The sequence below is a fragment of the Paenibacillus sp. FSL R7-0163 genome (assembly GCF_037969975.1).
Taxonomy (GTDB): Bacteria; Bacillota; Bacilli; order Paenibacillales; family Paenibacillaceae; genus Paenibacillus_AQ; species Paenibacillus_AQ odorifer.
In genome coordinates this window covers 3073387-3099579 of sequence record NZ_CP150224.1, presented here as the reverse complement: position 1 = coordinate 3099579, position 26193 = coordinate 3073387, and the positions used below count along the sequence as shown (strand labels likewise).

The following is a 26193-nucleotide window of genomic DNA, read 5'->3' as shown; positions in this document are numbered from 1 at the left end:
ATGTTTTCCAAATGGAAATCAAAAAAAGAAGAGAAACATACTGAACATACCATCGAAATCATGGCACCAATCAGCGGGGAGTCAGTTCCACTAGCACAGGTTCCGGATGAAACCTTTGCTGGCGGTCATATGGGTAACGGAATTGCAATAAAACCATCTGAGGGAATTTTGAAAGCGCCTTTTGACGGTAAGGTTGCTCATATCGTGAAATCGAGTCATGCAGTCATTCTGGAACATTCCTCCGGTATGCAATTGCTATTACATATCGGAATCGATACTGTCAGCCTCAAGGGCAACGGTTTTGTCAGTCATATAACCTCTGGAGATCAAGTAAAAGCAGGTCAAACCCTAATCGAATTTGATCTGGACGTAATTCGCGCGGCAGGTTGTGACACAATTTCGCCTGTAATCGTGACCAGTACAGAGGAGAATCCACCTCAAGTAAGCGGACATTATGGTCAGGTTACAGCAGGACAGGATCTGATTCTTACCGTGGCTTCAAAGTAAATGGTTTATAGAGCACTACTACTATTGAACCGAAAGGATGATTTTTAATGTTGGCTTTTCTACAAAAACTAGGTAAGTCGTTAATGCTTCCTGTTGCAACCATGCCGGCGGCAGCTATTCTTCAAGGGTTTGGTTTGCTTAACTACGAAAAAGATATTCCGCTAGGAGCGACCATTGGTGGATTTCTGAATCAATACTTTGCTCCATTTCTAAACGCCGGAGCGAATGCGATCTTCGGTAACCTAGCCTTAATCTTCGCGGTAGGGGTTGCCATTGGATTTGCCGGTGACGCCGTAGCAGCTTTGTCAGCAGTAATTTCTTACATGGTACTGACTAAGATTCTGCTTATCGTACCGCTTCAATTCTCTTTCATCAATGATGATGTTGTATTGAACATGGGTGTGCTTGGTGGTATTTTTGCCGGTGCTTGGGCAGCGTTCTTATACAAGAGATATCACAATATAAAAATGCCTGATTGGCTCGGATTTTTTGCAGGTAAACGTTTTGTCCCAATCATTACGGCAGCTTCTATGATGGTTCTTGCTGTATTTGTGGGTATGATCTGGAGTCCGATACAAGATGTTATTAGTGACTTCGGGAACTGGGTTGTGTCACTGGGGGCTGTTGGAGCATTCATCTTCGGTACAGCTAACCGCTTGCTGATTCCGTTCGGTCTTCACCACGTGCTTAATACGATTGCTTGGTTCCAAATTGGTGATTTTACGAATGCAGCTGGTGAACTGGTGCATGGTGACTTGTACCGCTTCTTCGCTGGAGATAAAACTGCTGGGATGTTTATGACTGGATTCTTCCCAATTATGATGTTTGCGCTTCCAGGGGCAGCACTTGCATTTATTCATACAGCTAAACCGGAAAAACGTAAAATGGTTGCTTCCATCTTCATCGGTTCTGCCATTGCTTCTTTCTTAACAGGGATCACTGAACCACTTGAGTTCTCCTTTATGTTCGTAGCACCACTCTTGTACGGAGTTCATGCTTTATTAACAGGATTCTCCATGGCCTTGATGTACATTTTAGATGTTAAGCTTGGTTTTGGTTTCTCCGCAGGTTTGATCGATTATCTTGTAAACCTGAAACTGTCTACTAATGCATGGATACTTATTCCTGTGGGTCTTGGATTCTTCGTCTTGTATTATGTACTATTCCGCTTTATTATCTCATTGTTCAAGCTAAAAACACCTGGACGTGAAGATGATGAGGAAGAAAGTCTGTTAGCACCACCTGGAGGTAATGGAACGCCTTCATCGTCTTCAAAAGCTGCTCAAATTCTTGAGAACATCGGCGGTCCATCGAACATCCGCAATATCGATGCATGTATCACACGCCTTCGTCTGATTGTTAATGACGAAAAAGCCGTTAAAGATTCCGCATTGAAACAGCTCGGAGCTTCCGGTGTTATGAGACTGGGTCAAGGGGCTGTGCAGATCGTATTTGGTCCAAAATCAGAGCAAATTAAAGATGATATTCAAAAGCTGTTATAACTAAATTGATCATGTTAAATTCATTAAACAGGGCTGGTTCTTATACCAGTCCTGTTTTTTTGCTGTGTCCAGAGATAAAGGGTTGCTTTATAGATAATGCCTAGTATAATACTTGGTATAAGTAGGAAAAGGAGTCGGTACACATGTCAGTCGATGATTATTTGGATCTTTTAAATTACGCCAAGGCGATTAAAGATGGACAGTGGCAGGCTGACATCATTGAGCGCTTAAAGAATCTTAGTGCAGCAGAGGAAAGTCCTCAGATTCAAGAAGAAAGTGTAATAGAATTATGGTCAAGATTTGATGCCATTAACATAATGATCATGAAGCTGTTTGAGAAGCTACGTGAGAATGAACATTCAGAGCAACAGTTTCAGTGGAAAGAGCAGCTCTGGGAGCTTAGGCTGGAACGAAGTATTTTATCAAAAAAGATTCTTAATCGTTACATTCGAATTAGGTAAACACTAAAAGACAGTTTCCTTATTAATTTAGGGGCTGTCTTTTTTTACGTAATCTTGATACAAAAATGCATTGATAGTCGTCTTACTTATAGCTGCAGCTGATAAGGAGGATTTACAAGATGGAAATTCCGGAATCTGAAATTTTTAAAGCAATATTCTATGAACATTATCCTATTGTCAGACGTAAGCTGACCGCTTTGGTTCGTGATGAGTCGGCAGCAGATGATTTGGCACAAGAAGTTTTTCTGAGATTGTATCGTAACCCCCCAGATGATCCAGCAGCGCTGGGTGCCTGGCTTCATAGAGTCCTTACTCGTATTGGATATGATTATCTAGACAAAAAAGCAAGGGAACGGCGGCTGCAAAATAAACAAGAACAGTTATACGAAGTGGGGGAATCACCTCCTTCAGGAGAGGAAGTCTTAATCAGTAAGCTGGATCAGGAGGATGTTCATGAATGGTTGAACGAGCTGCCTGACAGGGATAGACAAGCGCTTCTGCTTAGATACTCTGGTTACAGTTATGCGGAAATAGCAGGCGAGCTTGGTCTAAGACCTCCCGTAGTAGGGACATTACTGCACCGTGCGACCCTGAGGTTAAGACAAAATGCAGCAAAATCACTATCTCAGTCAGATTAACAAACCGAGATAAACGAAGCTCCAAATTATTTAGGAGGGTTTACTAATGACTAAACAACCGCTAAATCAAGATCATAATAAACAATATACAGATGAAGCCTGGGCCAAATTGCAAAACAAGTTAGCGTCTGAGCATGCAAGTCCTAAATGGGCTGTGTGGAGTCAGCAGTTGGCAGTGGATGTTATGAAAGATGATGATAAACCACACCCAGAAATGGGCCAGCCTCAATCTACAGATGACAATCCGATAACTAATCGCCGATCCAAGCGACCTCGCATGAATCGTCGGCGTAAGTGGGGAGTAGCAGTGGCAGGTGCCGCGATCTTTGCGGTTATACTTGGAACTCCAGTAGGAAATACGGCTATGGCATCGCTGCTGAATCAGTTTCGGATGGAAGAAGTTACAGTTGTGAATGAAAATGATATTCGGGATATTTTTTATCAGGTAAATGAAAGTCAATCCATGAATGAAGCTATGAACAAATTTGGTGTGTTTACAAGTACCTTTGGTTCAAATAAAGGGATTATTCCGTTAGATCAGGTGGAAGAGACTCTAGGTTTTACACTTCCAAGCGGAACTTTGCTCGAGAATGTGAAGAGCGCATATATAACCAATTCACAAGAAATAACCTTGAAGCTTAATATTGAAGCGGTTAATAAAGCAATGAAAAGATTGGGTGCAAAACAGCTTCTTCCAGAGGCCATAGATGGGAAAGAAATTAAATTAGATCTTTCGGAGATCGTGAATTATGATCTTTCGATGGATAATGATAAATGGGCTAATCTTACACAGACGAAGACTCCTTTAATTACTGTAGATCCAACTATAAAGGTTGATGAAGCCTTGGAAGCTATAATCGATTTTCCATTGCTGCCAGATTATCTGAAATCCAGCTTAAAGCAGAGCCGCATTTTATCAGGTGAAATTCCTCTGCCACTGGTAAAAGGCCTGAATACCGATCAAATAAAGATTAAAGATACTACGGTTCTACTGAATCAGAATGAATATAGTCAAGGGATTGTATACTCGGCCATTTGGGTACAGAACGGGCAATTGTTCGATTTCAACGGGGGAAGCGTGTATACAGATAAAGCTGTATTCTTAGAGAAGCTAGAGGAGTTGATTGAATAATGACGGCTGCTGCAATAGAAGCGAAGTCTTTGACCAAAGAATATGATAACGGACGTGGTTGCCGTGATGTAACGATTACTGTTGGGAAAGGGGAAGCCTTTGGCTTCCTCGGCCCTAATGGTGCGGGGAAAAGTACCTTTGTCAAAATGTTGGTAGGTCTCATTCGTCCATCGAATGGTAGTGCTACTCTATTAGGCCATAAGATCGGTTCACTTGAAGCCAAGTCCCAAATCGGATATTTACCGGAATTATATCGCTATCAAGAATGGCTTACCGGGGAAGAAGTAGTAAGACTGCATGCCAAGCTGTGCCGTGTAGAGCGATCTGTAGCCGATAAAAGAATTCCAGAGCTTCTAGCGGAAGTTGGAATTGGAAACCGTGGACGGGATCGTGTGAAACATTATTCCAAAGGGATGCAGCAGAGATTAGGGCTTGCTTGTGCTCTTGTAAACAATCCGGCCATCGTTTTTCTGGATGAGCCCTCATCGGCGCTAGACCCGATTGGACGTCAGGAAGTTCGGAATATTTTGCAGAGGCTAAAAGAGAAGGGAGTTACGATATTTCTTAACTCTCACCTACTGGAGGATGTTGAACTCATCTGCGACCGTATGGCACTGCTGAATAACGGAGTTATACTGCGGCATGGGAAAGTATCTGAGATCTTAAATAAGCGAACAAGCTGGCATTTTAAAGTGGGCGGTTTTACGCCTATTTTGTTGTCTTGGCTACAGGATAGTACTGATCTTAAGATCAAAGTTTCAGCGGATATTGGATCTCAATCTGAAAAAGGAGCTTCAATCCCAGCTACATTGGAAAGTAGCACAGTTTGGCTGGAAGCGGAACTGGAGAATGAGGAGCAAGTAGGCTGGCTGAACACGTTAATTATTGAACAAGGAATGACCTTATATGAAGTCTCACGAAAGCAAGAACGTCTGGAAGACTGGTTTATGAGTGCTGTATCCGGCCTAAGTCACAGAGGTGAACACGAATGAGAATAATCATGGGAATGACCTGGAAGGAATTGCTGCGAAAACGAGTGATGATATTAACACTGCTTATGACCATTGTCTTTCTTATAGGATTTTGGTTTGTGGCAAATACGATTGGACAAAGTGGAATACCGAATAGAACAGATATTAGCAGTGGCGAGCATCTCTTAGCTAATTTTACAAATGGTGCTTTTATATTATCACTTGGATTCTTTTTTGGCGCTTTTGTAATCGCCTTTTTGGCGATCTTCAGTTCCTTCTCAGCTATTGCAGGTGAAGCGGAACAAGGGGTTATGCAGGCTTTACTGCCAAGACCGCTGCCGCGGTGGAAATGGTACATAGGTCGCTGGCTTGGATATGTGACGCTTGGGATTGGTTATGCCCTGATTTTATTTATTTCTATTTTATGGATTACTGAGATCCATGCAACCGTTCCTAGAGATGCCGTAGTCCTATTGAAATCATTTTTGTTATTCTCCTCTATAGTGCCTTTGCTAATTACGATTTCTATGCTGGGTTCTGGATTCTTCTCAGCAGTGGGGAATGGCGTCTTTATGACAATGTTATATGGAGCGGGCTGGTTAGGTGGGATGATTGATAAGATCGGAGGATCGCTTAGATTAGAACCCGATGTTCTTGACACATTAAATAATCTGTCAGGAATGATGGCACTGCTTATGCCAGTGGATGGTTTACAGCGGAAAATGACCGCCGTCCTGTTCAGCGCTAATGAAATGAGTGGAATGATGGGATTGTTCGGCAGCATGAATGGATTGCTGGATTTTAATACGGTTCCGTCAAATATGTTTATTTTTTATGCGCTAGGATATACCCTGTTAGCTTTTGTTATAGGTCTCCTTCGCTTCGAGCGAAAAGACTTATAAAGGGGATGTTAATCCAAAAAGAGCCCTCTTGTCTTATGATCGGGACAATTAGGGCTCTTTGTGTTGTGTAGCGGGAATCATTTCTTAATACCAAGCTCAATCCATTCGGTAGACCAGTTTCCAATTTCACCAAGTATAGGAGCAAGCGCTGTGCCTTTTGGAGTCAGAGAGTACTCAATACGTACTGGCATTTCAGGATATACAGTTCGCTCTATAATGCCTTCGGTTTCCATTTCCTTCAATCGGTCAGATAACACCTTGCCACTGAGATTGGACAGACAGCTCTCAATTTCACCAAAACGGCGTGGCCCTGGCATAAGCACGAAAACGATCAGCGCGACCCAACGTTTACTTAGCAAGTCTACCGCTTTTTCAAAGCGAGGACACATGTTGAAATCATTCATAATATCACCTCGACATTCATTATATCATAAACTTACATAAAGTAATTATAAATATTTAAATATATATTATAACTTGACGAAGTTATATTACAATGATAAACTTACTTACAAATAGTTACTTATAATTTAACTAATATTTTATCCTTATGCTTAGCTCTATCTAAGCATTGATGAACAATGAGGAAGGTGTAATTATGATTAAACCAGAAATCACTTCTATTTTACAGAATAAAATCACGCGAATTCCTTTAGCAAATTCCACAAATATATTGGTTGGACCCATCACGTTACCCGTGAATTTAGACGGCGAGACCGTTGTTTTTAAATGGTACAACTGGCTGAATACAACTGATGCAGAGCTTCTTCAAGAGGATAGCAGTAAAGCAACGGCAGCTTTAATTTCACGTTTGCCATCCATGAACTTAGCAGAAGGACAACAATCCAGTGTGTTGGTATATGGCGATTTCGAAGGGTCTGAGGATGCATTGATCCGGATGCATAGCATCTGCCATACTGGCGATATTTTTGGCAGTAAACGTTGCGATTGCGGATTCCAGCTGCATCAATCCATGAAAATGATTGTTGAGCATGGCTCTGGGGCATTATTTTATCTCGCGAATCATGAAGGAAGAGGCATTGGCCTGTTCAGCAAATCTTTAGCGTATCTTTTACAGGAAGAAGGATACGATACAGTTGAGGCTAATTTAGAGTTGGGATTTGCTGATGATTCAAGAAACTACGAAGAAGCAATCAGTGTTCTGCAAACTTTACGTCACAAACCAGTGACGCTGATCACGAATAATCCGAAGAAATTGGATGCGCTCAAGGCTGCAGGGATGAATGCCGTGAAAAGAGTAGCGTTATGGGGAGATGTATCTTCTTTTAACGAGAAATATTTGCGGACTAAAGTCGCTCGCTCAGGGCATTTAGAAGCTGTGAAGGACACCCATTCGCTAAATGAAAGACTGGCTAAGTAAAGATTGAAGTAGTGCTTTTGCGCTTCTTCTATTATAATGGGGTACTGGGAACCAACTCTAAGCTTAGTGAGGTACAATATGACTGCTATTCAAGTACAAGACTTACGCAAAACATTTAAAGTACAAAAAAACCGCGAGGGTCTCAAAGGGGCCTTCGCTGATTTGTTTAAAAGGGAATATACGGAAGTGACTGCAGTGAAGGACATTTCCTTTTCCATTCCTGAAGGGGAGATCTGTGGTTATATCGGCGAGAACGGTGCTGGGAAATCGACCACGATCAAAATGCTCACAGGTATTCTCGTGCCGACTTCCGGAAATCTGACAGTAGGTGGTTATGTTCCGTATTTGGAGCGCGAGAAATTCGTGAAAAATATCGGCGTGGTATTCGGGCAACGCAGTCAGCTATGGTGGGACATTGGGGTGATTGAGTCGTTCCAGCTCCTGCGCAAGGTTTACCGGGTGTCTGAACAAGATTTCAAGAAACGGCTGGATGAATTGGTCGAACGGCTGCAGCTGCAAGAACTGCTGAATCGTCCGGTTCGTAAGCTTAGTCTAGGTCAGCGGATGCGTTGTGAATTAGTAGCAGCATTGCTTCATAATCCGTCGATTGTATTTCTGGATGAACCGACCATTGGCTTAGATATTGTGGTGAAGTCAGAGATCCGTGAATTCCTAAAAGATATGAACCGCGAGCATGGGACAACCATACTGCTGACTACACATGACCTGCAAGATATTGAGGCGCTTTGCTCCCGAGTGATAATGCTTGATGATGGCCGTATCATTTATGACGGAGGACTGGAAGACCTGAAGCAGCGTTGGGGAACCGGACGTGAGGTTCAATTTCAATTTGGAAATGCAACGAAACGTCAGCAACTTGAGTTATGGACTGAGGGGTTGCCTGTTACTTGGTCTGCGGAGAACGATCTAGGGGCATCTGTCTGGATACCGCTAGATATAAATGTATCGGATGTATTAAGCAGAGTAGTGGGAAAAGCAGACATTACTGATATCAAAATCATAGAGACCAATACGGACGATATTGTTCGCAGTATTTATCAATCCGGGTCTGCAGACAAGCCTGATGAAATGGCTGCCGCTCTGAAGGATGAAAGAGAGGCTTTACATGTCTGATAAGCTTAATCCTGCAACGGCTATGTCCTCCTCCTCAGGAGGCGCGTCTTCTGGTGGTCCTCAGGAGAATAGCCGTAAATTACTATTCGGGGCTTACTTAGATTTTATACGCATCCGTTTCCTTACCATGCTTGCTTATCGAATTAACTACTACTCAGGTATTCTTATCTATTCACTGAATATTGGGGTTAACTATTTCACTTGGATGGCCATCTATGGTAATGGGGATTCATTGGGTGGATTTACTGCAACGCAAATGACATCATATGTTGCTGTGTCGTGGATGGCTAGAGCCTTTTATTTTAATAACCTAGACCGCGAGATCTCTACGGATATCCGTGATGGAAGTATCGCTATCCAGTTTATAAGGCCCTATAACTATGTCTTAGTCAAAATGATGCAAGGTCTTGGAGAGGGAATGTTCCGCTTCCTCTTATTTATGATTCCCGGCATGGCCATAGCGATGCTGCTGTTCCCAGTACAATTGCCAACAGCGCCATCTGCTTGGGCGGGGTTCCTGGTGATGCTCTTTTTCAGCTTTTTAATTAATTCACAGATCAATATCATTACAGGGCTCTCGGCTTTTTTCGTGGAAAATAATGAAGGCATGATGCGAATGAAGCGGGTAATTGTAGACTTATTCTCCGGCTTAATCGTACCGATCAGTCTGTTTCCTAACTGGTTATCTTCCGTACTTGAGGTGCTGCCGTTTCAGGCGATTACCTACTTGCCAGGTTCAGTGTTTACGGGACGGGTGCAAGGGGTTGGAATATGGAATGTATTAGGGATACAAATTATTTGGTTCCTGGTATTGCTGATTCCAATTGTCTGGTTATATCATGCGGCGCGGCAGCGTCTCTTCGTGCAGGGAGGTTGAGGAAACATGTATTACCTGGGATTATTAATTGAATATATCAAAAACTATATGAAGAGCCGGCTCACCTATCGCGCTGACTTTTGGGTAGAGGTCATTTCAGACTTGCTTTTTCAAGCTACCAACTTTATCTTTATTCTCGTAATTTTTATGCATACAGATAGCCTGGGCGGTTGGAATCAGAATGAAGTAGTGTTCGTTTATGGATTCTTTATGGTGCCTTTTGGGGTGTTTAGTTGTTTTGTGAATCTATGGGGATTTAGTGAACGTTACATCGTTAAAGGTGAGATGGACCGTATTTTGACACGCCCAGCTCATAATTTGTTCCAGATCTTTTTGGAAAATGTTGATCCGCCAGCACTTATGGGCTCATTCATAGGTATTATTATTATGGCCATCAGTGGCAGCAATTTGGGTCTTCCCTTTGAATGGTGGACGATACCGGCTCTGATCATTCTAACGTTAAGTGCGGTCGCCATCTATACGGGGATTTATACAACGTTGACTTCATTGTCTTTCTATTCGGATGCTCCTACTGGGATTCTTCCGTTAATGTACAACATTCAGACTTATGGCCGTTACCCGGTAACGATTTACAATCGCGCTATACAGGTATTGCTTACTTGGATCATTCCATTTGCATTCGTCGGAGTGTATCCAGCCGCGCTTTTTCTGCAGCGGGAGGAGATGACCAGCCTTGCTCTGATGACACCTGTAGTAGGTGCTATATTTCTGGGGATTGGTTTGTTAGCCTGGAGTTATGGCGTTCGCAGATACAAAGGTGCGGGGTCTTAAGTTAAGCTAGTGTCTTGTTATGTTGGAAAGGCTACCTTCGGGTAGTCTTTTTTTTACCCGGAATTCATGAATATGCTAAAATCATTAATATCTACATTGGGGAGGAATCATAGATGAATGTGTTAGATATTTTACCAGCACCCGACAACTTAAAAAAACTTATGAAAATACTTGCTTCTCTAAATATTGTCCTATGTCCTGAGGAATGGCTTCGCTATCATAATTTTGATTCTAAATTTGATAAGAATGTTTCTCTAGCATCGATCGATAATGGCTCAGGTGATAATTTGTTTATTATTTTTACACCTCAAGGAACGATAATTAAAGGTTTTGATCATGAGTCTGAAGTAAGTCCATATGCGCGCGACGAACATGAAGTTTGGCCGGGAATCTATGAAGAAGTCCCAATCTCACTATTGTCTTTTATTGAAGATGAGGCGATAGCTAAGGATGATGTTACTTTTTGTTTTTGGCGTGAAAATAACGACTTGACGTGGCAGAAGGGGAAGGTAGAAATTCCAGCGGAGGTAGAAGATGGTTCGGATTTTTTGCTAGGGACTATTTTCCGCACAGCTGAGGATTTTGTGGAATTTGCCGAAGGTTATTTTGAACTCACACTCCCTTTAGAGGTCGTTGCACAAGTTTATGAGGGTGCAGTCATTACCAAAGAGATGATCAAAGCGTTAAATCCTGATGGTGATGTAGAGACAATTCTTCAGGAGTTAGCAAAGCTAGACTCTTAGGGAGTTATCGATTTTGAAAACAAAGGGGGATGCGAAATGGAACTTTACGTGGAAAAGCTGAATGCTGATGCTGCTAGGGATATTTTAAGCTGGCAATATGATCCACCCTATGATTTTTACAATAATGAAACAACTCCTGAAGCTATAAGTGAAATGCTAGAGGAAGCATTTTTTTCTGTACTTGATGCAAATAAACAATTGATCGGATTCTTCTGTGTAGGAAGTCCGGCACAGGTTCCAAATGATAAATATACATATTCTCAGGATTTTATAGATGTGGGTTTAGGAATGAAGCCAGAGTTAACCGGACAGGGGAATGGGACTCTATTTTTCACAACAGTCCTTAACTATATTAATGAGAGATTCGAGGAAAAACCAAAGCGGCTGACAGTGGCGAAGTTCAACGATAGAGCGATACGCTTGTATGAAAAACTAGGATTTAGCCGGGAAGCTGAAATCGTTAAAGGAACTACAGAATTTATTATTATGATTTGTAATGAAAATGATAATCTTACTCCCATGTATGAGCGGGCAAAACCCGGCGAAATAATTACTTTTGGCTCTTATCCGCAAATGGCGGACGGAGCAGAAAAAATGCCGATAAAGTGGCGGGTGCTGCAAAATTCAGGTAGAGAGCTGTTCATTTTAAGCGAGTACATTTTGGACTGCAGGCGGTATCACGGTGAATATGTTGATGTTACATGGCATGACTCCGATTTGCGAAAGTGGTTGAACGATGATTTTTATAATGCCGCTTTTAATGACTCCGAGCACAGGCTCATCAAGACTACACAATGCACAGATAACGGAGAGGGAAGTATAAACACGGAAGATAAGATTTTTCTGCTCAGTGTTTCGGAGGCGAATGAATTGACCTTTAAACTTGGTGAAGATACTTTACGTGCGAAGCGTAGGGCGATAGGAACGGGATTCTCCAAAGTGAAAAAGAACGATGGATGTAAATTGTATGTGTATGATAAAAAAGTCAAAGCTGATTATATCCTTGAGAAGGATGAAGAGTTTGGCTGCTCATGGTGGTGGCTGAGAACTCAACCTGCGATTTCTTCACGTGCGTATTTTGTAGGTACCCGTAGCAGTATTCGCAGTTACGGACATGTAAACTTAGCTTGTTACGGTGTGCGCCCCGCTATAATCCTTAATTATTAAGCTCTTTCTCCAACATCGTTTCATGGGAAGCGAATCTTACCACAGAAACAAAACAGCCTGAACCCCTAGGAATACATGGCTCAGGCTGTTTATTATTGTTTCTATTTCATGGAATTAGATTTGTCTTTAGCATTGAGTGTAGCAATCAGTTTCTCGCCTTCGACATCCAGGTTTGGCAGAATACGGTCGAGCCATTTTGGAAGTGCCCAAGCTTTGTTGCCGAAAATAGACATTACAGCAGGAACTAATCCCATTCGAATAATGAAAGCATCGATTAAGATCCCTACGGCCAGTGTAAAGCCGATTTGTTTAATCATGACATCATCCGTAAAAATAAACCCTGCAAAAACGGAGATCATAATTATAGCAGCGCCTACTACGACACGACTCACCTGGTTGTATCCATGAACAACGGACTCTGATCCCTCATGACCATGAACGTACGATTCACGCATGGAACTGACAAGGAAAACCTGATAGTCCATCGCGAGCCCATATAGGATACCCGTAACGATGATTGGCATAAAGCTTAGCAATGGGCCACCGGTGTCGAAACCGAAGAGAGAATGGAGCCAGCCCCATTGGAACACGGCTGTGGTGATCCCGAAGGTAGCGAGTATGCTAAGCAGAAAGCCGATCGTAGCTTTGATAGGAACGATAATCGAACGAAATACCAACAGAAGAATAATGAGCGATAGGAGAATGATGATTCCTACATAAATGGGAAATACATCTGCCAGTTTGGCCGACATATCGATGTTAACAGCGGTAAAGCCGGTAACCCCGAGTTTAACATCATTACTTTGAGCGATACTAGATTCCGTAGCCCGTAAATCATTCACCAGATTTTTGGTTGTTATATCGCTAGGACCCGTTTCTGGAATCAGACTGAAGATAGCTAAATCCTTAGTCATGCCCAGAGGAGTGACCTGCGCGACATTCTTTTGAGCTTGGAGCTCTTTTACAAGATTTCCTAGGAGTTCCGGGGTGACTGGAGTGGAAGAATTCTTTGGTTCTGCAACCAGAATAAGCGGTCCGTTAAATCCCTCTCCAAAACCCTCGGATATAGCATCATAACTTTGTCTTGCTACCGTGTCCAAATTCGCTGAGGCAGCTCCGGGAATGCCCATTTCCATTTTCGCTATGGGGGTTGCTGCTACGCCAAGTACCACGACGATGGCAACAATAGTGACCCAACGATACTTGATGATAAATTTAACCCATCTATCAGCTATACCGCGGTTACCCGTTTTATGATGATCCTTGTTTTTCTTGCGAGCTTTAGGCGAACAGATGCGTTCACCCACCAATCCGAGCAATGCCGGCAATAGGGTTAAGGCAACAAATACGTTGATGAGGACGGTAGCTGCTGCTACTAACGCCATCGTAGATAAGAAAGTAAGCCCGATTACAAGCATACCGCAGAGAGCGATAATAACCGTCAAACCGGCGAAAAATACGGCGCTGCCGGATGTGCCAATTGCTCTAGCCGCAGCTTCTTGTGCGCTTAATCCTTGATCAATAATCATCCGGCGTTGGCGATTTACAATGAAAAGAGCATAATCGATTCCGACGGCTAATCCAATCATAAGCGCCAAGACGGAAGTGACACTAGGCATTTCAATGAATTTGGAAATAGAAAATGCTCCACCCACACCGATGCCGACTCCAAGCAGTGCAGTTATAAGGGGCAGCCCTGCTGCAACGACAGAGCCAAGCGTCACCAGCAAAACAATTGCAGCAATGACAAGTCCGACAATCTCAGCTGATCCTACACCGATAGATACTGATTTGAGTGTCTCACCCGGCAGTACAGTAATGTTGGTATCTTTCTCGACATTCATGACGGTATCAATTACAGAATCAAAAATATCTTGAGAGATAGCTGATTGCTCACTGGTAAACTGGAATTGGAACAATGCAATTCTACCGTCTGCGGAAAGAATAACACCAGGCACCGGAACACCATCTGCCATCAGAGGACCATAGGAAGGGGGTGCTGTGGCTGTTGCAGACTGATCCATACTGGCAGCCTGAGTTGCTTCAGTAGTTGAACTACTTGCTTCCGCTGCATAATCCGCAGGATTAATCACTTCGTTTATACCGTAAACCTCATTAATACCCTTAGTGATCGCTGCCAAACGTTCTGGCGTATCCAATCGCTCGCTTTGAGGTGCTTTGAACACGACACTTCCTTGTCCACCAGATGCAGCCGGAAGTTCTGTTGCTAATTGATCCAAAATCTTTTGCGATTCCGTGCCTTCAATCTTCATTTCCGAACTGATATGAATACCATTCATGCTGATCATAGAGATGACAATTCCTAAAATTAAAATCCAACCTAAAATGAAGTACCCAGGTTTACGATAAGCGGTTTTTCCCACTCTGTATAATAATGTTGACATGTATCTATTTTACACTCCCTCGATGATGAAAACTGATTGTTAGCCTATTAGAATCCGTTACGTAAATATCCGTAAATAGTTTCCAAAAATTGATCGAACGTAAGAGTTTCAGGACTTGGATCGTCGCTCGTCGTTTGTCCCGGAAGCAGCACATTAAGTTTTCCGTCAATTAAGGGAAGTACAGTTCCGTAAACCGAATTTATAAGCAGATAAGTATAAACCTCGTCATACTTACCATTTGACAAGTGCAACAATGTTTTTTGTGCTCCAGTTTGCGTAAGGTGTATTGCTCTTAAATAATGGGGCTCGAGGGCTGGGAATTTTCGGGAAAGTAATGAAAGCTCACGCAACCTCCCTATAAGCTCAGCTGTAAGTTGCATCTTAATTAGTTGATATAAGGTATCCAGCAGGGAGGCATTTTCAGGGATTTTGGTGAGCAATTCTTCATACTCATTCGTGTTCCGTACGGTAACTGCTCCCATCGCAACTGCCTCTTCCTTGCATGTGAAATAGTTTGCGAAAGTTCTTCTGGAGTAGCCGGCTTTTTGCACGATATCTTCAACAACAAAACCGTCCAACCCATGTTCAAGTGCAAGTTCGAATGCCGCTTCAGCTAGCGCTTTTTCAGTGGCTTCTTTTTTGAAATCTCTCAAAGTTTGTTTAATCATAACTTTATGTATACACCTCCCATACGGCTGTTTTTGTGGTGAAGATTAGGATTACTGACTATATACTAATGTAAACTTGCCCAAAGTGCAAACTTTCTCATTGGGCAAGTTTATGCTTTGGGATCTGCTTATAGAAAACTCTCAGCTGTTACACAGCAGAAAACAGGAAATAAAAATAGAATAATTTCTCTTTATCAACAGATGAAAAGAGTACATAATTACAGACGACCTCATTAACTCTAGAAATATTTTGTGAGTATTATAAATGATCTTTTCCAAAGAGGGGAGTTCGTTGTATGTATGGAATTCTGGCTGTTTCCGGCCTGTCTTTTCTTCTGGTGGCGGTATTTACACCTCTATTAATCTGGACGCTGCATAGACTGAGGTTAACGCAGCCGATTCGTGCCGAGCTTCCAGCAGATCATCAGGCCAAACGGGGTACACCACTAATGGCAGGGTTGATCCTGCTTATCGGGATAGCGATTTCGCTGCAGTTTCAACCTGGGCCTCTAATGTTACTCTTATGCGTTACGTTTTTGTTGTTTAGTTCAGTCGGATTTTTGGATGATTTCAAAAAGGCTTTTTGGCAAAATCCATCCGGCATCAGCGGCCGCTCAAAACTAGTGCTTCAATTTCTTTTTACTGGAATTATATTATATGTGTTGTTCCATTCGTTCGGCCTGACGAGTGATATCGAGTTATTTAAAGGGCAAAATCTGCAGTTGCCTGTGTACCTTTATGTGGCCATCATTTTGCTGTTTGTGGTCGGCTCCGCGAATGCCATCAATTTTACAGATGGTCTCGATGGGCTACTGATCAATGTTGCCATACCGTCGTATTTTTTCTTTTTTATGATTTCGGACAAACCTGAAGTGCAGACATTTTCACTTGTTATGATCGGTTGTCTGCTAGGGCTTTTGCTTTACAATATTTATCCTGCAAGAGCGTTTATGGGCGATACTGGATCACTGGCGATCGGGGGCTCCCTTTCCGTTCTGGCTGTCATTGAAAAGGTTGAGCTTTTGCTTCCAATTTTGTTTTTCGTTTATTTTGCGGAGCAGTTGTCGGTCATTTTACAAGTTTGGTACTACAAACGGACGAAGCTGCGGCTATTCCGGATGGCTCCGATCCATTACCATTTCAGCTTAAAATACGGATGGAGTGAGAACAAAATCGTGATGATTTTCGGTTTCATTTCGTGGGTATCCGTACTGCTTTGCTGGTTGATTTGGAAATATTTAATTCACTAAACGAACAATTCGATACGAAACATGAATCTACATAGTGTTATTGCAACAACGAGACATCGGCATCTTTTGTATTTACAAATCTATAAAAATAGATATAATGGAACACATGGAACCTTTAATGATATTCAAAGCGTTGTCTAACGAGACTCGTAGTCAAATTATGATGTGGCTAAAAACTCCCGAGGAGTTTTTTGATGAAAAGCCTTATTTACAACAAGGCCTAAATTTTCAAATCGGGATTTGCGTGGGCGATATTCAAGCTAAAGCGGGGCTTGCACAGTCGGTTATTTCGAGCTATCTATTGACCATGCAAAAAGCTGGTTTGCTGGAATCTGAGCGAATTGGGAAGTGGACGTATTATCGTCGAAACGAAAAGATAATTCAAGAATTTTCCGATTATATTAAAGAGAAACTATAGGAGAGAGGAGGAAGGGCTTTTTTTTGATAGTACATATCTACAAATCTAAATATGTAAATATAAATGGAGGATTATTTTAAAATGAAAAAGGTTAACCCTTTACTTATTATTATTTTGGCTTTAGGCGTATTTGGCATTATTACAACGGAAATGGGGATTATAGGTGTTCTGCCACAGGTAACTCAAAAATTTAATATATCAACTTCTCAGTCTGGATGGCTTGTAAGTATATTTGCTTTAGTTGTTGCTATTTCAGGTCCATTTCTGACCTTATTGGCTTCTGGAATTAATCGTAAAGTAATTCTATTAACTGCCGTACTTATTTTTGCAATTTCAAATATTGTTTATGCGTATACGACCATGTTTGAAGTAATGCTGATTTTTCGTATTATCCCTGCTATTTTTCATCCCGTATTTTTTTCAGTTGCACTTGTTACCGCTGCCCAACTTGTCCCTCCGGAAAAGAGCACCAAAGCAGTTACAAAGGTTTTCGCCGGAATAACGGTCGGGTTTGCTTTTGGTGTGCCTTTGACTTCTTATCTCGCGGACAAAATTTCTTTAGAAGTCGCTTTTCTCTTTGGAGCTGTCGTAAGTATAATTGCCTTTTTAGGAATACTAGCTTGGCTTCCTTCCATGCCAGTTAAAGAAAAAATGTCTTATGGTAAACAACTTGGTATTTTACGCAAACCCCTATTGTGGTTAAATATTGTGGCAGTTATTTTTATCTTTGCAGCTATGTTTTCTGTGTACAGTTACTTTGCTGAATATCTTGGGCAGGTAACACATATGAACGGGTCATGGATTAGTATCATGTTGATGGCCTTTGGGATAATCATGATTTTTGGGAATTTTTTATTTGGAAGCCTTTTGCATAAAGGCATTACAAAGACCGTTATCATGTTTCCATTGTTATATGCGGTAACTTATTTATTCGTATATTATCTAGGTTCTTATTTCCTTCCGATGGTTGTTATCATAATCATTTGGGGGGCAGTGCATTCCGGCGGACTGATTGTCAGTCAAGCATGGTTAACGACCGAAGCGAAAGAAGCTCCCGAATTCGGTAACAGCTTGTTTATCTCATTTTCTAACCTTGGAATTACTATAGGGACTGCTATCGGTGGTTGGTTTATTTCTCATGCAGGAATACATCAACTCATCTGGATCGGAATTATGTTTTCCCTGCTTGCTTTCTTATCGATCATAATCAAAATAAAGATTTCCAAATTAAACGTGGTGGAAGTAGAGTAAAGGCGAAACAGCGATAGCCAAGTATCTTTTTTCTGGTACATGGCTGTCGCTGTTTTCTATGATTAGTATTACAGTCTTGTGTTTTTAAGTTTTTTAATTTATTTTTATTAGACCCCATGAAATTACATACGTGTATAAGAAAAAGGTTATCAATGAATAAGATTTATCTATTAAAAAGCTTTCTAGCTATCACACTCTTACTTGGAACAACAACTGCCTGCAACTTAGCCGAGCAGATTACTTTAGAACCAGTTCCAACGATTACGTCCGATTCCAGTTCTGGATTAGATTCTACGCCAGACAATACAACAGAGGACAACAAACGTTTAATAGATGCAAAGGTAACACGAGTAGTCGATGGTGACACCATGAAGCTGACTATAGGCGGCAAAAAGGAAACCATTCGTTTATTGCTGGTCGATACTCCAGAGTCAGTGAATCCGAATATCCCCGAACCACAGCCATTTTCGCTAGAAGCTTCTGATTTCGCCAAAAAGATGCTTACGGATAAAGATGTACAAATTGAACTAGATGTATCGGAGCGGGACAAATATGGCCGCCTACTTTGTTACCTCTATATAGATGGGAAAATGTTCAATGAGATTCTGCTAGAGCAGGGTTATGCACGTGTAGCCTATGTATTTGCACCTAACACAAAATATGTTGATCAATTTAGAGCGATTCAGGATAAGGCGCGAGAGCGGGGAATAGGTATTTGGAGCATTGAAAATTACGCGCAAGACAAAGGTTTTCATGTGCAGAAAAAGAAATGAACTTCTATTAACGTAGGGTATTTGAGCCTATTAGAAGACAGGGGATAGTTTATTGAGCGATTATATTATGGAGTTAAGAAAGCTGGTAGGTACCAGACCGCTTATAATGGCAGGAGCCTGTGTTTTATTGTGCAGCAATCATCAATTATTATTGCAACGTAGAACGGACAACGGGTGCTGGGGTTTGCCAGGTGGTTCAATGGAGCTTGGGGAGACTTTAGAAGAGGTCGCTAAGAGGGAGCTTTTTGAGGAAACAGGCTTAACAGCCAAAGTTCTTGATTTGTTCGACATGTTCTCTGGAAAAGATCTTTATTATAAATACCCGCACGGTGATGAAGTATATAATGTTGTGGCTGCATATCTATGCACGGACTTTGATGGGGCGCTAAAAGTAGATGGAATTGAGGTGCAAGAATTGCGTTTTTTTAGTTATGAAGAATTGCCAAGCGAGCTGTCTCCTCCAGATGTTCCCGTCATTAAGAGGTTTATGGATCGTTTTGTTTGTAACTGAACCGGCTAACGAAACCACATCTCACTCAAAGCGTCACCTTTCCCTGGGTACATTAATAAGATGAACAATGAAACATGACATCAGCCCGGAAAGGTGTGCGATTATGGACGGAACAATCCTGAATTTCTTTGCTGGCGGCAACACAGCTCACGGCTTCTCTAACCTCTATGAGTCGTCATTGCAAGATTTAACGCGTTTGTTTGTTTTAAAAGGAGGCCCCGGTACGGGGAAAACTAGAATCATTCGAGAAATCGGAGATCTTCTGGCTCAACAAGGTTATGAGATCTGGTTAATTCACGCAGCGTCAGATAATGATTCACTCGACGGAGTGGTTATTCCTGAATTAAAAGTAGGAATTATAGATGGAACGGCTCCACGGGTCATTAAGCCAGAATTGCCTGAAGAGGCCATCGTACATGTGAATTTGGAGCAGGCCGTCGATACGCTCCAGTTAAGCCAGCGTTGTGTTGAGATCGACAGCTTAGTTGATCAGTACACGGAGGAGCAAGAACTCGCTTATTCAGGCTTTGCTGAAGCACTCCGCATTCATGACGAGTGGGAAGCGATTTATATTGCGACAATGAATTTCCAAGCCGCTGATGAGCTGACTCAGGAGTATATTCAACTTCTGTATGGTGATCAGAACTTCGAAAAAGTAAGCCGGGTGGATCACCGTTTTTTAGGTGCAGCTACGCCTAAGGGTGCAGTGGATTTTGTACCTAATTTAACCGCAGGACTAAAAAGATATCTTGTAAAAGGTCGCGCGGGATCCGGTAAATCTACACTTTTAAAAAAATTGGCAGCTGAAGGAATAAAACGTGGTGTCAATGTTGAGATTTACCACTGTGGTTTCGATCCGAACAGTCTTGATATGATTATCGTACGCGAGCTTGGGTTTGCTATTTTTGACAGCACAGCTCCGCATGAGTATTTCCCTGACCGTGCCACCGACGAGATTGTTGATATGTATTCACGGTGCATACAGTCAGGTACGGATGAAGCTTTTGCCGAAGCCATCGCAGGTATTAAAGAGCGATATTCCAGCACCATGAAACGATCCATTCAACATCTGACAGATGCCAAAGTATTTTTGGATGAGTTAAAGACAATCTATGCCGCCGCTACAGATTTTGACCATGTAGATCAGATTAAATCCCAAATTCAACAAGAAATCAGCGGGATTGTGGAAAGTCCTCAGGAGGTTTAACCTTCATTAAAGATCGCTCTCTTAGCGGGCGGTCTTTTTTCTATGTCAAGAAATTGGTATGGTACATACGCACCCATGCGGTTATTTCCACAAGAATTGTATCCAAGTATGCTCTCTCTAGGGACAACGATAAGGGAGAGAGAAACTTATGAGTGATCAGAAAGTGATGTTTAGAAAGGGTCTTAAGGATTCTGTAGCTATTGTTGCAGGATTTATTCCTGCTTGTTTTACGTTTGGATTGGTCGGTAAGGGATTAGGCCTAGGGAGTCTGGAAGTGTTCTTATTGTCAGTGCTCGTATTTGCGGGAGCCAGCCAATTTATTGGCGTGAAAATGCTTGCTGCTGGGGCCGCCGCTCCAATGATCCTGCTGCTTACGTTGATCATTAATTTAAGATATTTGTTTATCAGCCTATCTTTTGGGGGTCAGCTTGACCGTACAATCAATCCTCTGGCCAAAGTCTGGATTGGGTTCAGTTTAACAGAAGAAGTGTACGCTGTTAGTATGATCCCCCGCAATCATTCAAAAGAAAATATAACTCTTCCATATTTGCTGGGTCTACAAATTCCTCCGTATATAGCAAATTTGCTGGCAACAGCTGCGGGAATATCGCTGGCATCCTACATTCCGGCTATATACTTACCTGCTTTGAACACCTCATTATATGCCTTACTGATAGCACTAATAGTGCCACAACTAAAGGGAAGCATTCGGAATTTGGCCATATGTTTAGCAGCGGCGGGTTCTTCATGGCTTCTACATCCCGTACTTGGAAACTCCTCGATACTTGCAGCTATGTTAATTGGTATGGCAGTAGGCTCCTTATTTCCAGAGCAAGCTGAAGTAGAAAAGGAGGTATCCGTATGACTATTTTGATCATTATCGGGATGGCAATCCTTACATTTTCATTTCGTTTTGTACCTTTGCTGCTGACAAAGCATACGAATGGCTCTTCCAAAGTCCAAGTTTTGTTGGAATATTTGCCTATCGCGGTTCTTAGTGCTTTAACGGTTCCTGGGATATTTCAGGTGGACGCAGATGACAATCTTGTAGGTATCGCTTCGGGTATAGTCGCTGTTATACTGGTATTAATTAGGAAAATCCCGCTGTTACTCGTGATCTTAGGTGCTGTTTCTGCAGCAATAATTGTAAAAATCCTTACTATGAACCATTAAGAAAACCCGGATTAGAAGGGTAGGAAATCTTATGAAGCATGAATTGCTGATTACTCTCGATAAACAAAGACCCATTCCATTAAGCCGTCAAATTTATGAGCAGGTTCGTAATGCTATCCATTCAGGAGCTTTAAGTGGGGGAGATTCGCTACCTCCATCAAGAACTTTGGCCAATCAACTGGAAGTATCCAGAAGTGTAATTCTTCAATCCTACGAGCTACTTCAAGCAGAGGGTTATCTGGAGATGAGAAAAGGGGCAGGAACCTATATAGCGGGGCTGCCAGTGGAGGAGAAAGACCCCCAGGATTCTGAGAATCCTTACAATTTTATAACGAAGGGTCCTGATTTCCTTACACTCAATCCTTCTTCTATTATAGAAAACGACTTGAACACAGTATTATGTAATTTTCGGCACGGTGTACCTGCATGGGACGCTTTTCCAATGGATCAGTGGCAAAAAGCATTAATGAATGCCTGTCGTCGTGCATCTCCTGATACTTTGGGTTACGGCCCGGTCGAGGGCTCTTTGGGACTACGCCAAGAGATTGCACGTTTATTACGGTCCACACGTTCGATGCCCGTGGTTCCGGAGCAAATTGTGATTACATCCGGGGCAACGCAGGCATTGGATATATTATCGAGAATTTTTGTTTCAAAAGGTGATGATGTTATTGTTGAAGATCCATCACATAACGTTGTGCGGGAGATTTTTTCGTTCGCTGGAGCGGTGGTTACACCCATCAGGGTTGACCTAGAGGGAATCTGTGTAGATGAGCTCCAAGCAAGCTGTGATCACATCAAAGAAGGTCCTCATAAAAAACCAAAACTAGCTTATGTCACTCCTTCGCATCAGTTTCCTTTCGGGGTGACCCTGTCGATGAAACGAAGAGTGCAGTTACTGGAATGGGCCAAAGCCAATCAAGCTTTTATTATTGAAGATGATTATGACAGTGAATACAGGTACGAGGGTCCGAAGCTATCATCGCTTGCTGGACTAGATGTTGACGGTAGAGTAATTTATGTAGGCAGTTTTAGTAAAGTGTTATTTCCTTCTCTGCGCATAGGTTATGTTGTATTGCCTCCGACTTTGATTCAACCTTTTTTGGCGGTCAAATGGATAACAGATCGTATGTCTTCTGCTTTGGATCAGGAAGCGTTGGCGGAATTTATTCAGAATGGACATTATGCGAGGCATGTTACGCAGATGGGGAAACTTTATGCTGCCCGCAGGGCTTGTCTAGTAAAAAGTTTGAATGCTGAATTTGGCAGTCGTGTCCGCTATTATGGGGAAGAGGCGGGTCTTCATTTATTAATTGAGCTGGAATCTGGTGCCGATGAGCATCGTATAGCTGAATTGGCGTTACGATATGGAGTTCGGGTCTATCCTGCGTCTTCTTATTTTGTGGGCAGTAAACCTCAAGGTCCTGTCTTTCTACTTGGTTATTCTAATCTCACCGAGAATCAGATTAAGATGGGTGTGAACCGCTTGATGTTAGCTGAAACGGAAGCGGCAGTTAGTACTAGAACTTAATCGAAAGCGATAGAATATCTAATTCTGGAGGTTTTTATGAAACGGTATATGATAGGGATTGATCTTGGCGGAACCAATATTAAAGCAGGGATTTACGATACTGATTTTATAGCTGTTAAAGAAAGATCTATACCAACAGAGGCTGCTAAGGGCCCAGCCCATGTGTTGGGACGGATTAGAGAAGCCGTACGTTTAATCACGGATGAAGCGAATATTCCATTAGATTTGGTAGAAGGAATGGGAATCGGAGTGCCAGGATTACTTGATCCGGTAGCGGGAATTTCTTTTTTTTCACCGAATTTTCCGGATTGGGAGCATGTGCATGTTGTAGATGAGATGAAAAAATTCTATGACTTTCCTACTTTTATTGATAATGATGTTAGGGTTAATCTTTATGGTGAATGGCAACAAGGTGCAGGAAGAGGGTATAACAATCTGGTTCTGATTACATTGGGAACGGGATTAGGGTCAGGTATCGTGAATGACGGAAAAGTGATCTACGGTACGTCTTATAGCGCTGGTGAAATTGGGCATATGAATATGTACAGGAACGGACGTCCCTGCAAATGTGGAAGCTCCGGTTGTTTAGGGCGATATGTGTCCGCGATTGGCATGGTGAATACTTTTAAAGAGAAGCTGAAAGAAGGACGAACAAGTATTATTCAGACTTGGACTAATGATCAAGATGAGCAAATTACCGCGTTAATGATATCTGAGGCTTACGAACTTGGAGACGCTCTCTCTATGGAAGTAATGCAGGAGACTGGAGCTATACTTGGATTTGGATTAGCGAATGTTGTGAATATCCTCAACCCGGATCTTATTATTGTAGGTGGGGGAATGGCAGCGGCGGGAGATAAATTGCTCCAACCCGTAAGAGAGACTGTGCATCAGCATGCGTTGAAGCTATCAAGCAGGAAGTGTGAAATTGTTCAAGCAGAGCTTGGGAGTCGGGCAGGAACAATAGGTGCGGCCTCTTATGCGAATAATAAGCTGCAAGATGCAGGAAAATTAAACTTTGCTTAGTGTTATTTGTTTTTTTTACATGAAATGGAACCAGATTGAGCCGCCCGGAATACAACTGTATAAAATCCGTGGAGGTGCTCTTATGTTTGCAATCATGCAATTAATAGGTGGAGTGATTCTTTCTTTGGGATGGATCCCGCAGATTGTTCAAATCCTCAAATCAAAATCCGTAGCCGATTTAAATCTAAAATCGTATTTACTTATGCTGCTCGGGATTAGTCTAATGGAAGCTTATGCGATCAGTTTGGCGGTTACGGGGGTTGGATTAGCTTTTTTGATTACGAATACGATGTCTTTATGTGTTGTATTGCTGGTTATTATTCTAGTGATTAAATATCGAACAAGACAATGAATGAAGCTTATAAATTTAATCTAGATAGTGAATGCAGGAGGTTAATTTGCGCGAAAAAAATTATACATATGAAATCGATGCGGTAACTTTTCAATTGCAGGAAGCCTGTGATTTTGCTTGGTTAACTAAGCTGGGAAAAGTGTTTAAAGTGTTCGATCAGCAAGACTCCGGAAATCTTTCTTTTGGTGTGGAGCAGGATGGAAAGAAGTTTTTTGTGAAATTTGCTGGAGCGAGACCTTTGACTTATGCCGGCAATCCTCAGGATGCTGTTAACCGATTAATTGAAGCTATTCCGTTATATAAAGAACTTAGATCTGATGCGCTGATCACGCTACTGACGCATTATGAGGTTGAGTCAGGGTATGTAGCAGTCTTTGATTGGTTTGCAGGTGAATGTTTACATTCGCATTGGCTATTTGCGGGAGAAGCGAAGCTGAGTCATCCGGAGTCGCCTTTTTTTCGTTATAAGCAATTATCCGTTGAAAAACGTCTGTCTTCATTAGATGTAATCTTTTTGTTTCATGAACATGTTGAGTATCGAGGGTATGTAGCTGTGGATTTTTATGACGGAAGTATTTTATATGATTTTGTAAACGATGGAACTAAAATTTGTGATATTGATTATTATAGACTAAAGCCTACTGTAAATGATCTGGGAGAGAACTTCTGGGGTTCATCCAGATTCAAGTCACCGGAAGAGTTTAGCTTGGATGCGCCGATTGATGAAGTTACGAATGTATTTAATATGGGCGCCACAGCATTTGTTTTATTAGGAGGAGCATCCGATCGATCGTTTGTAAAATGGGAATCCAGTCAAGCCCTCTACGAGGTAGCTTTACGGGCCGTCAGTGCGGTGAGGGAGCAGCGGTATCGGAATGTAGCAGAATTTAAATTGGCTTGGGATGCGGCAAAAAATGTTTGAGGCTGGTGGGAAGGCGAGGGATATAATTGCAGGTAAACTTTTTTGAGTTGGATAAGGAAAAAGAAGTTGTGCTGAAGTACGTTGTTATTATGGTTAAACATGGTGAAGAATGGATCTTAGCGAGACATCAGGACCGTTCGACGTGGGAGTTTGCCGGAGGGCATATAGAGGTTGGCGAAATCCCGGAGCAGGCTGCTGCCAGAGAATTATATGAAGAAACGGGTGCGGAACAATTCTCACTTTTTCCAATAGCTATTTATAGGGTCACTAGTATCGACGCTCCAGAAAATTATGGTAAGTTATATTTTGCAAATGTGGAACAGTTCGCAGAACTTCCTCCTTATGAGATGGCAGAAATCAGAGGATTTACTGAGATACCAAAAGAGCTGACGTATCCCTTGATTTACCCAGCTTTGATATCAAAAGTTCAGGATTTCATTAACCATTCATCTTCAGCTGTAGGATAAGAATGATAGCCCTGCTGTTGTCACATGATATG

Annotated in this window: 29 protein-coding genes; 26 read left to right on the top strand and 3 right to left on the bottom strand. The window is 42.0% G+C overall.

What is annotated here, in order from left to right; all coding sequences use genetic code 11:
• From NST45_RS13715 to NST45_RS13685, 7 genes are all read left to right on the top strand, one after another.
• Complete coding sequence (locus NST45_RS13715) at positions 1–507, top strand: PTS glucose transporter subunit IIA (protein WP_036686673.1); 507 nt, start codon at positions 1–3, stop codon at positions 505–507.
• A 47-nt stretch (positions 508–554) separates the two neighbouring features.
• Positions 555–2009 carry an N-acetylglucosamine-specific PTS transporter subunit IIBC gene (gene nagE / locus NST45_RS13710; protein WP_076135196.1) on the top strand — a complete coding sequence of 485 codons (1455 nt, stop codon included), beginning with the start codon at positions 555–557 and terminating at the stop codon, positions 2007–2009.
• A 143-nt stretch (positions 2010–2152) separates the two neighbouring features.
• A complete protein-coding gene (locus tag NST45_RS13705; protein ID WP_076143974.1) occupies positions 2153–2470 on the top strand; it encodes a hypothetical protein in 318 nt (105 codons plus the stop codon).
• A gap of 119 nt (positions 2471–2589) precedes the next feature.
• A complete protein-coding gene (locus NST45_RS13700; protein WP_036686680.1) occupies positions 2590–3108 on the top strand; it encodes a sigma-70 family RNA polymerase sigma factor in 519 nt (172 codons plus the stop codon).
• A 46-nt stretch (positions 3109–3154) separates the two neighbouring features.
• Positions 3155–4240 (top strand): DUF4179 domain-containing protein, encoded by a 1086-nt coding sequence (locus NST45_RS13695; protein ID WP_076273401.1) that lies wholly within the window; start codon positions 3155–3157, stop codon positions 4238–4240.
• Positions 4240–5232, top strand: a complete 993-nt coding sequence (locus NST45_RS13690; protein ID WP_326048204.1) for an ABC transporter ATP-binding protein — start codon at positions 4240–4242, stop codon at positions 5230–5232. The genes NST45_RS13695 and NST45_RS13690 overlap by 1 nt, the downstream gene beginning before the upstream one ends.
• The gene (locus NST45_RS13685; protein WP_038570635.1) at positions 5229–6113 is read left to right on the top strand and encodes an ABC transporter permease subunit; all 885 of its coding nucleotides are present in this window, start codon (positions 5229–5231) and stop codon (positions 6111–6113) included. The genes NST45_RS13690 and NST45_RS13685 overlap by 4 nt, the downstream gene beginning before the upstream one ends.
• A 77-nt stretch (positions 6114–6190) precedes the next feature.
• Here the strand turns inward: NST45_RS13685 and NST45_RS13680 are convergent, their stop codons facing one another.
• On the bottom strand, positions 6191–6517 hold the full coding sequence (locus NST45_RS13680; protein ID WP_036686688.1) for a winged helix-turn-helix transcriptional regulator: 327 nt from the start codon (positions 6515–6517) through the stop codon (positions 6191–6193).
• 194 nt (positions 6518–6711) lie between these two features.
• Here NST45_RS13680 and NST45_RS13675 point away from each other — a divergent pair, with 194 nt between their 5' ends.
• The 6 genes from NST45_RS13675 to NST45_RS13650 all read left to right on the top strand — a co-directional run bounded on the left by NST45_RS13675 (position 6712) and on the right by NST45_RS13650 (position 12207).
• On the top strand, positions 6712–7494 hold the full coding sequence (locus tag NST45_RS13675) for a GTP cyclohydrolase II (protein ID WP_036686690.1): 783 nt from the start codon (positions 6712–6714) through the stop codon (positions 7492–7494).
• 78 nt (positions 7495–7572) lie between these two features.
• The gene (locus NST45_RS13670) at positions 7573–8628 is read left to right on the top strand and encodes an ABC transporter ATP-binding protein (protein WP_038570639.1); all 1056 of its coding nucleotides are present in this window, start codon (positions 7573–7575) and stop codon (positions 8626–8628) included.
• A 127-nt stretch (positions 8629–8755) separates the two neighbouring features.
• The gene (locus NST45_RS13665) at positions 8756–9505 is read left to right on the top strand and encodes an ABC-2 family transporter protein (protein WP_051491475.1); all 750 of its coding nucleotides are present in this window, start codon (positions 8756–8758) and stop codon (positions 9503–9505) included.
• A 6-nt stretch (positions 9506–9511) separates the two neighbouring features.
• Positions 9512–10297: an ABC-2 family transporter protein gene (locus NST45_RS13660; protein ID WP_036686696.1), complete on the top strand. Its 786-nt coding sequence runs from the start codon at positions 9512–9514 to the stop codon at positions 10295–10297.
• 113 nt (positions 10298–10410) lie between these two features.
• A complete protein-coding gene (locus tag NST45_RS13655; RefSeq protein ID WP_076273404.1) occupies positions 10411–11040 on the top strand; it encodes a hypothetical protein in 630 nt (209 codons plus the stop codon).
• Between the two features lie 36 nt (positions 11041–11076).
• Positions 11077–12207 carry a GNAT family N-acetyltransferase gene (locus tag NST45_RS13650; protein ID WP_081386692.1) on the top strand — a complete coding sequence of 377 codons (1131 nt, stop codon included), beginning with the start codon at positions 11077–11079 and terminating at the stop codon, positions 12205–12207.
• Positions 12208–12308: 101 nt separating this feature from the next.
• Here NST45_RS13650 and NST45_RS13645 read toward each other — a convergent pair whose 3' ends face one another.
• Entirely contained in the window at positions 12309–14612 is a 2304-nt protein-coding gene (locus NST45_RS13645; RefSeq protein ID WP_076143967.1) for an MMPL family transporter, read from the bottom strand.
• A gap of 47 nt (positions 14613–14659) precedes the next feature.
• Positions 14660–15280, bottom strand: a complete 621-nt coding sequence (locus tag NST45_RS13640; RefSeq protein WP_036686703.1) for a TetR family transcriptional regulator — start codon at positions 15278–15280, stop codon at positions 14660–14662.
• A gap of 296 nt (positions 15281–15576) precedes the next feature.
• Here NST45_RS13640 and mraY point away from each other — a divergent pair, with 296 nt between their 5' ends.
• The 13 genes from mraY (at position 15577) to NST45_RS13575 (ending at position 26161) form a co-directional block, all read left to right on the top strand.
• Positions 15577–16530: a phospho-N-acetylmuramoyl-pentapeptide-transferase gene (gene mraY, locus NST45_RS13635; protein WP_036686705.1), complete on the top strand. Its 954-nt coding sequence runs from the start codon at positions 15577–15579 to the stop codon at positions 16528–16530.
• Positions 16531–16636: 106 nt separating this feature from the next.
• Positions 16637–16948 (top strand): winged helix-turn-helix transcriptional regulator, encoded by a 312-nt coding sequence (locus NST45_RS13630; RefSeq protein WP_051491476.1) that lies wholly within the window; start codon positions 16637–16639, stop codon positions 16946–16948.
• 81 nt (positions 16949–17029) lie between these two features.
• Complete coding sequence (locus NST45_RS13625) at positions 17030–18199, top strand: MFS transporter (protein ID WP_036686708.1); 1170 nt, start codon at positions 17030–17032, stop codon at positions 18197–18199.
• 152 nt (positions 18200–18351) lie between these two features.
• Positions 18352–18972 (top strand): thermonuclease family protein, encoded by a 621-nt coding sequence (locus tag NST45_RS13620; protein ID WP_051491472.1) that lies wholly within the window; start codon positions 18352–18354, stop codon positions 18970–18972.
• Between the two features lie 67 nt (positions 18973–19039).
• Positions 19040–19483 carry an NUDIX hydrolase gene (locus NST45_RS13615; RefSeq protein WP_038574424.1) on the top strand — a complete coding sequence of 148 codons (444 nt, stop codon included), beginning with the start codon at positions 19040–19042 and terminating at the stop codon, positions 19481–19483.
• Between the two features lie 103 nt (positions 19484–19586).
• Positions 19587–20690: a PRK06851 family protein gene (locus tag NST45_RS13610; RefSeq protein WP_339825925.1), complete on the top strand. Its 1104-nt coding sequence runs from the start codon at positions 19587–19589 to the stop codon at positions 20688–20690.
• A gap of 148 nt (positions 20691–20838) precedes the next feature.
• Complete coding sequence (locus NST45_RS13605) at positions 20839–21555, top strand: AzlC family ABC transporter permease (protein WP_339825922.1); 717 nt, start codon at positions 20839–20841, stop codon at positions 21553–21555.
• Positions 21552–21863: an AzlD domain-containing protein gene (locus NST45_RS13600; RefSeq protein ID WP_339211942.1), complete on the top strand. Its 312-nt coding sequence runs from the start codon at positions 21552–21554 to the stop codon at positions 21861–21863. The genes NST45_RS13605 and NST45_RS13600 overlap by 4 nt, the downstream gene beginning before the upstream one ends.
• 31 nt (positions 21864–21894) lie before the next feature.
• Positions 21895–23394: a PLP-dependent aminotransferase family protein gene (locus tag NST45_RS13595; protein WP_339825918.1), complete on the top strand. Its 1500-nt coding sequence runs from the start codon at positions 21895–21897 to the stop codon at positions 23392–23394.
• A 36-nt stretch (positions 23395–23430) separates the two neighbouring features.
• Positions 23431–24420, top strand: coding sequence for an ROK family protein (locus NST45_RS13590; protein ID WP_339825915.1), 990 nt, complete (start codon positions 23431–23433; stop codon positions 24418–24420).
• An 82-nt stretch (positions 24421–24502) separates the two neighbouring features.
• Complete coding sequence (locus tag NST45_RS13585) at positions 24503–24772, top strand: PQ-loop domain-containing transporter (protein ID WP_036686720.1); 270 nt, start codon at positions 24503–24505, stop codon at positions 24770–24772.
• 46 nt (positions 24773–24818) lie between these two features.
• Positions 24819–25694: a serine/threonine protein kinase gene (locus tag NST45_RS13580; RefSeq protein WP_339825911.1), complete on the top strand. Its 876-nt coding sequence runs from the start codon at positions 24819–24821 to the stop codon at positions 25692–25694.
• Between the two features lie 26 nt (positions 25695–25720).
• Positions 25721–26161 carry an NUDIX domain-containing protein gene (locus tag NST45_RS13575; protein ID WP_339825908.1) on the top strand — a complete coding sequence of 147 codons (441 nt, stop codon included), beginning with the start codon at positions 25721–25723 and terminating at the stop codon, positions 26159–26161.
• The last annotated feature ends 32 nt before the right edge of the window (positions 26162–26193 follow it).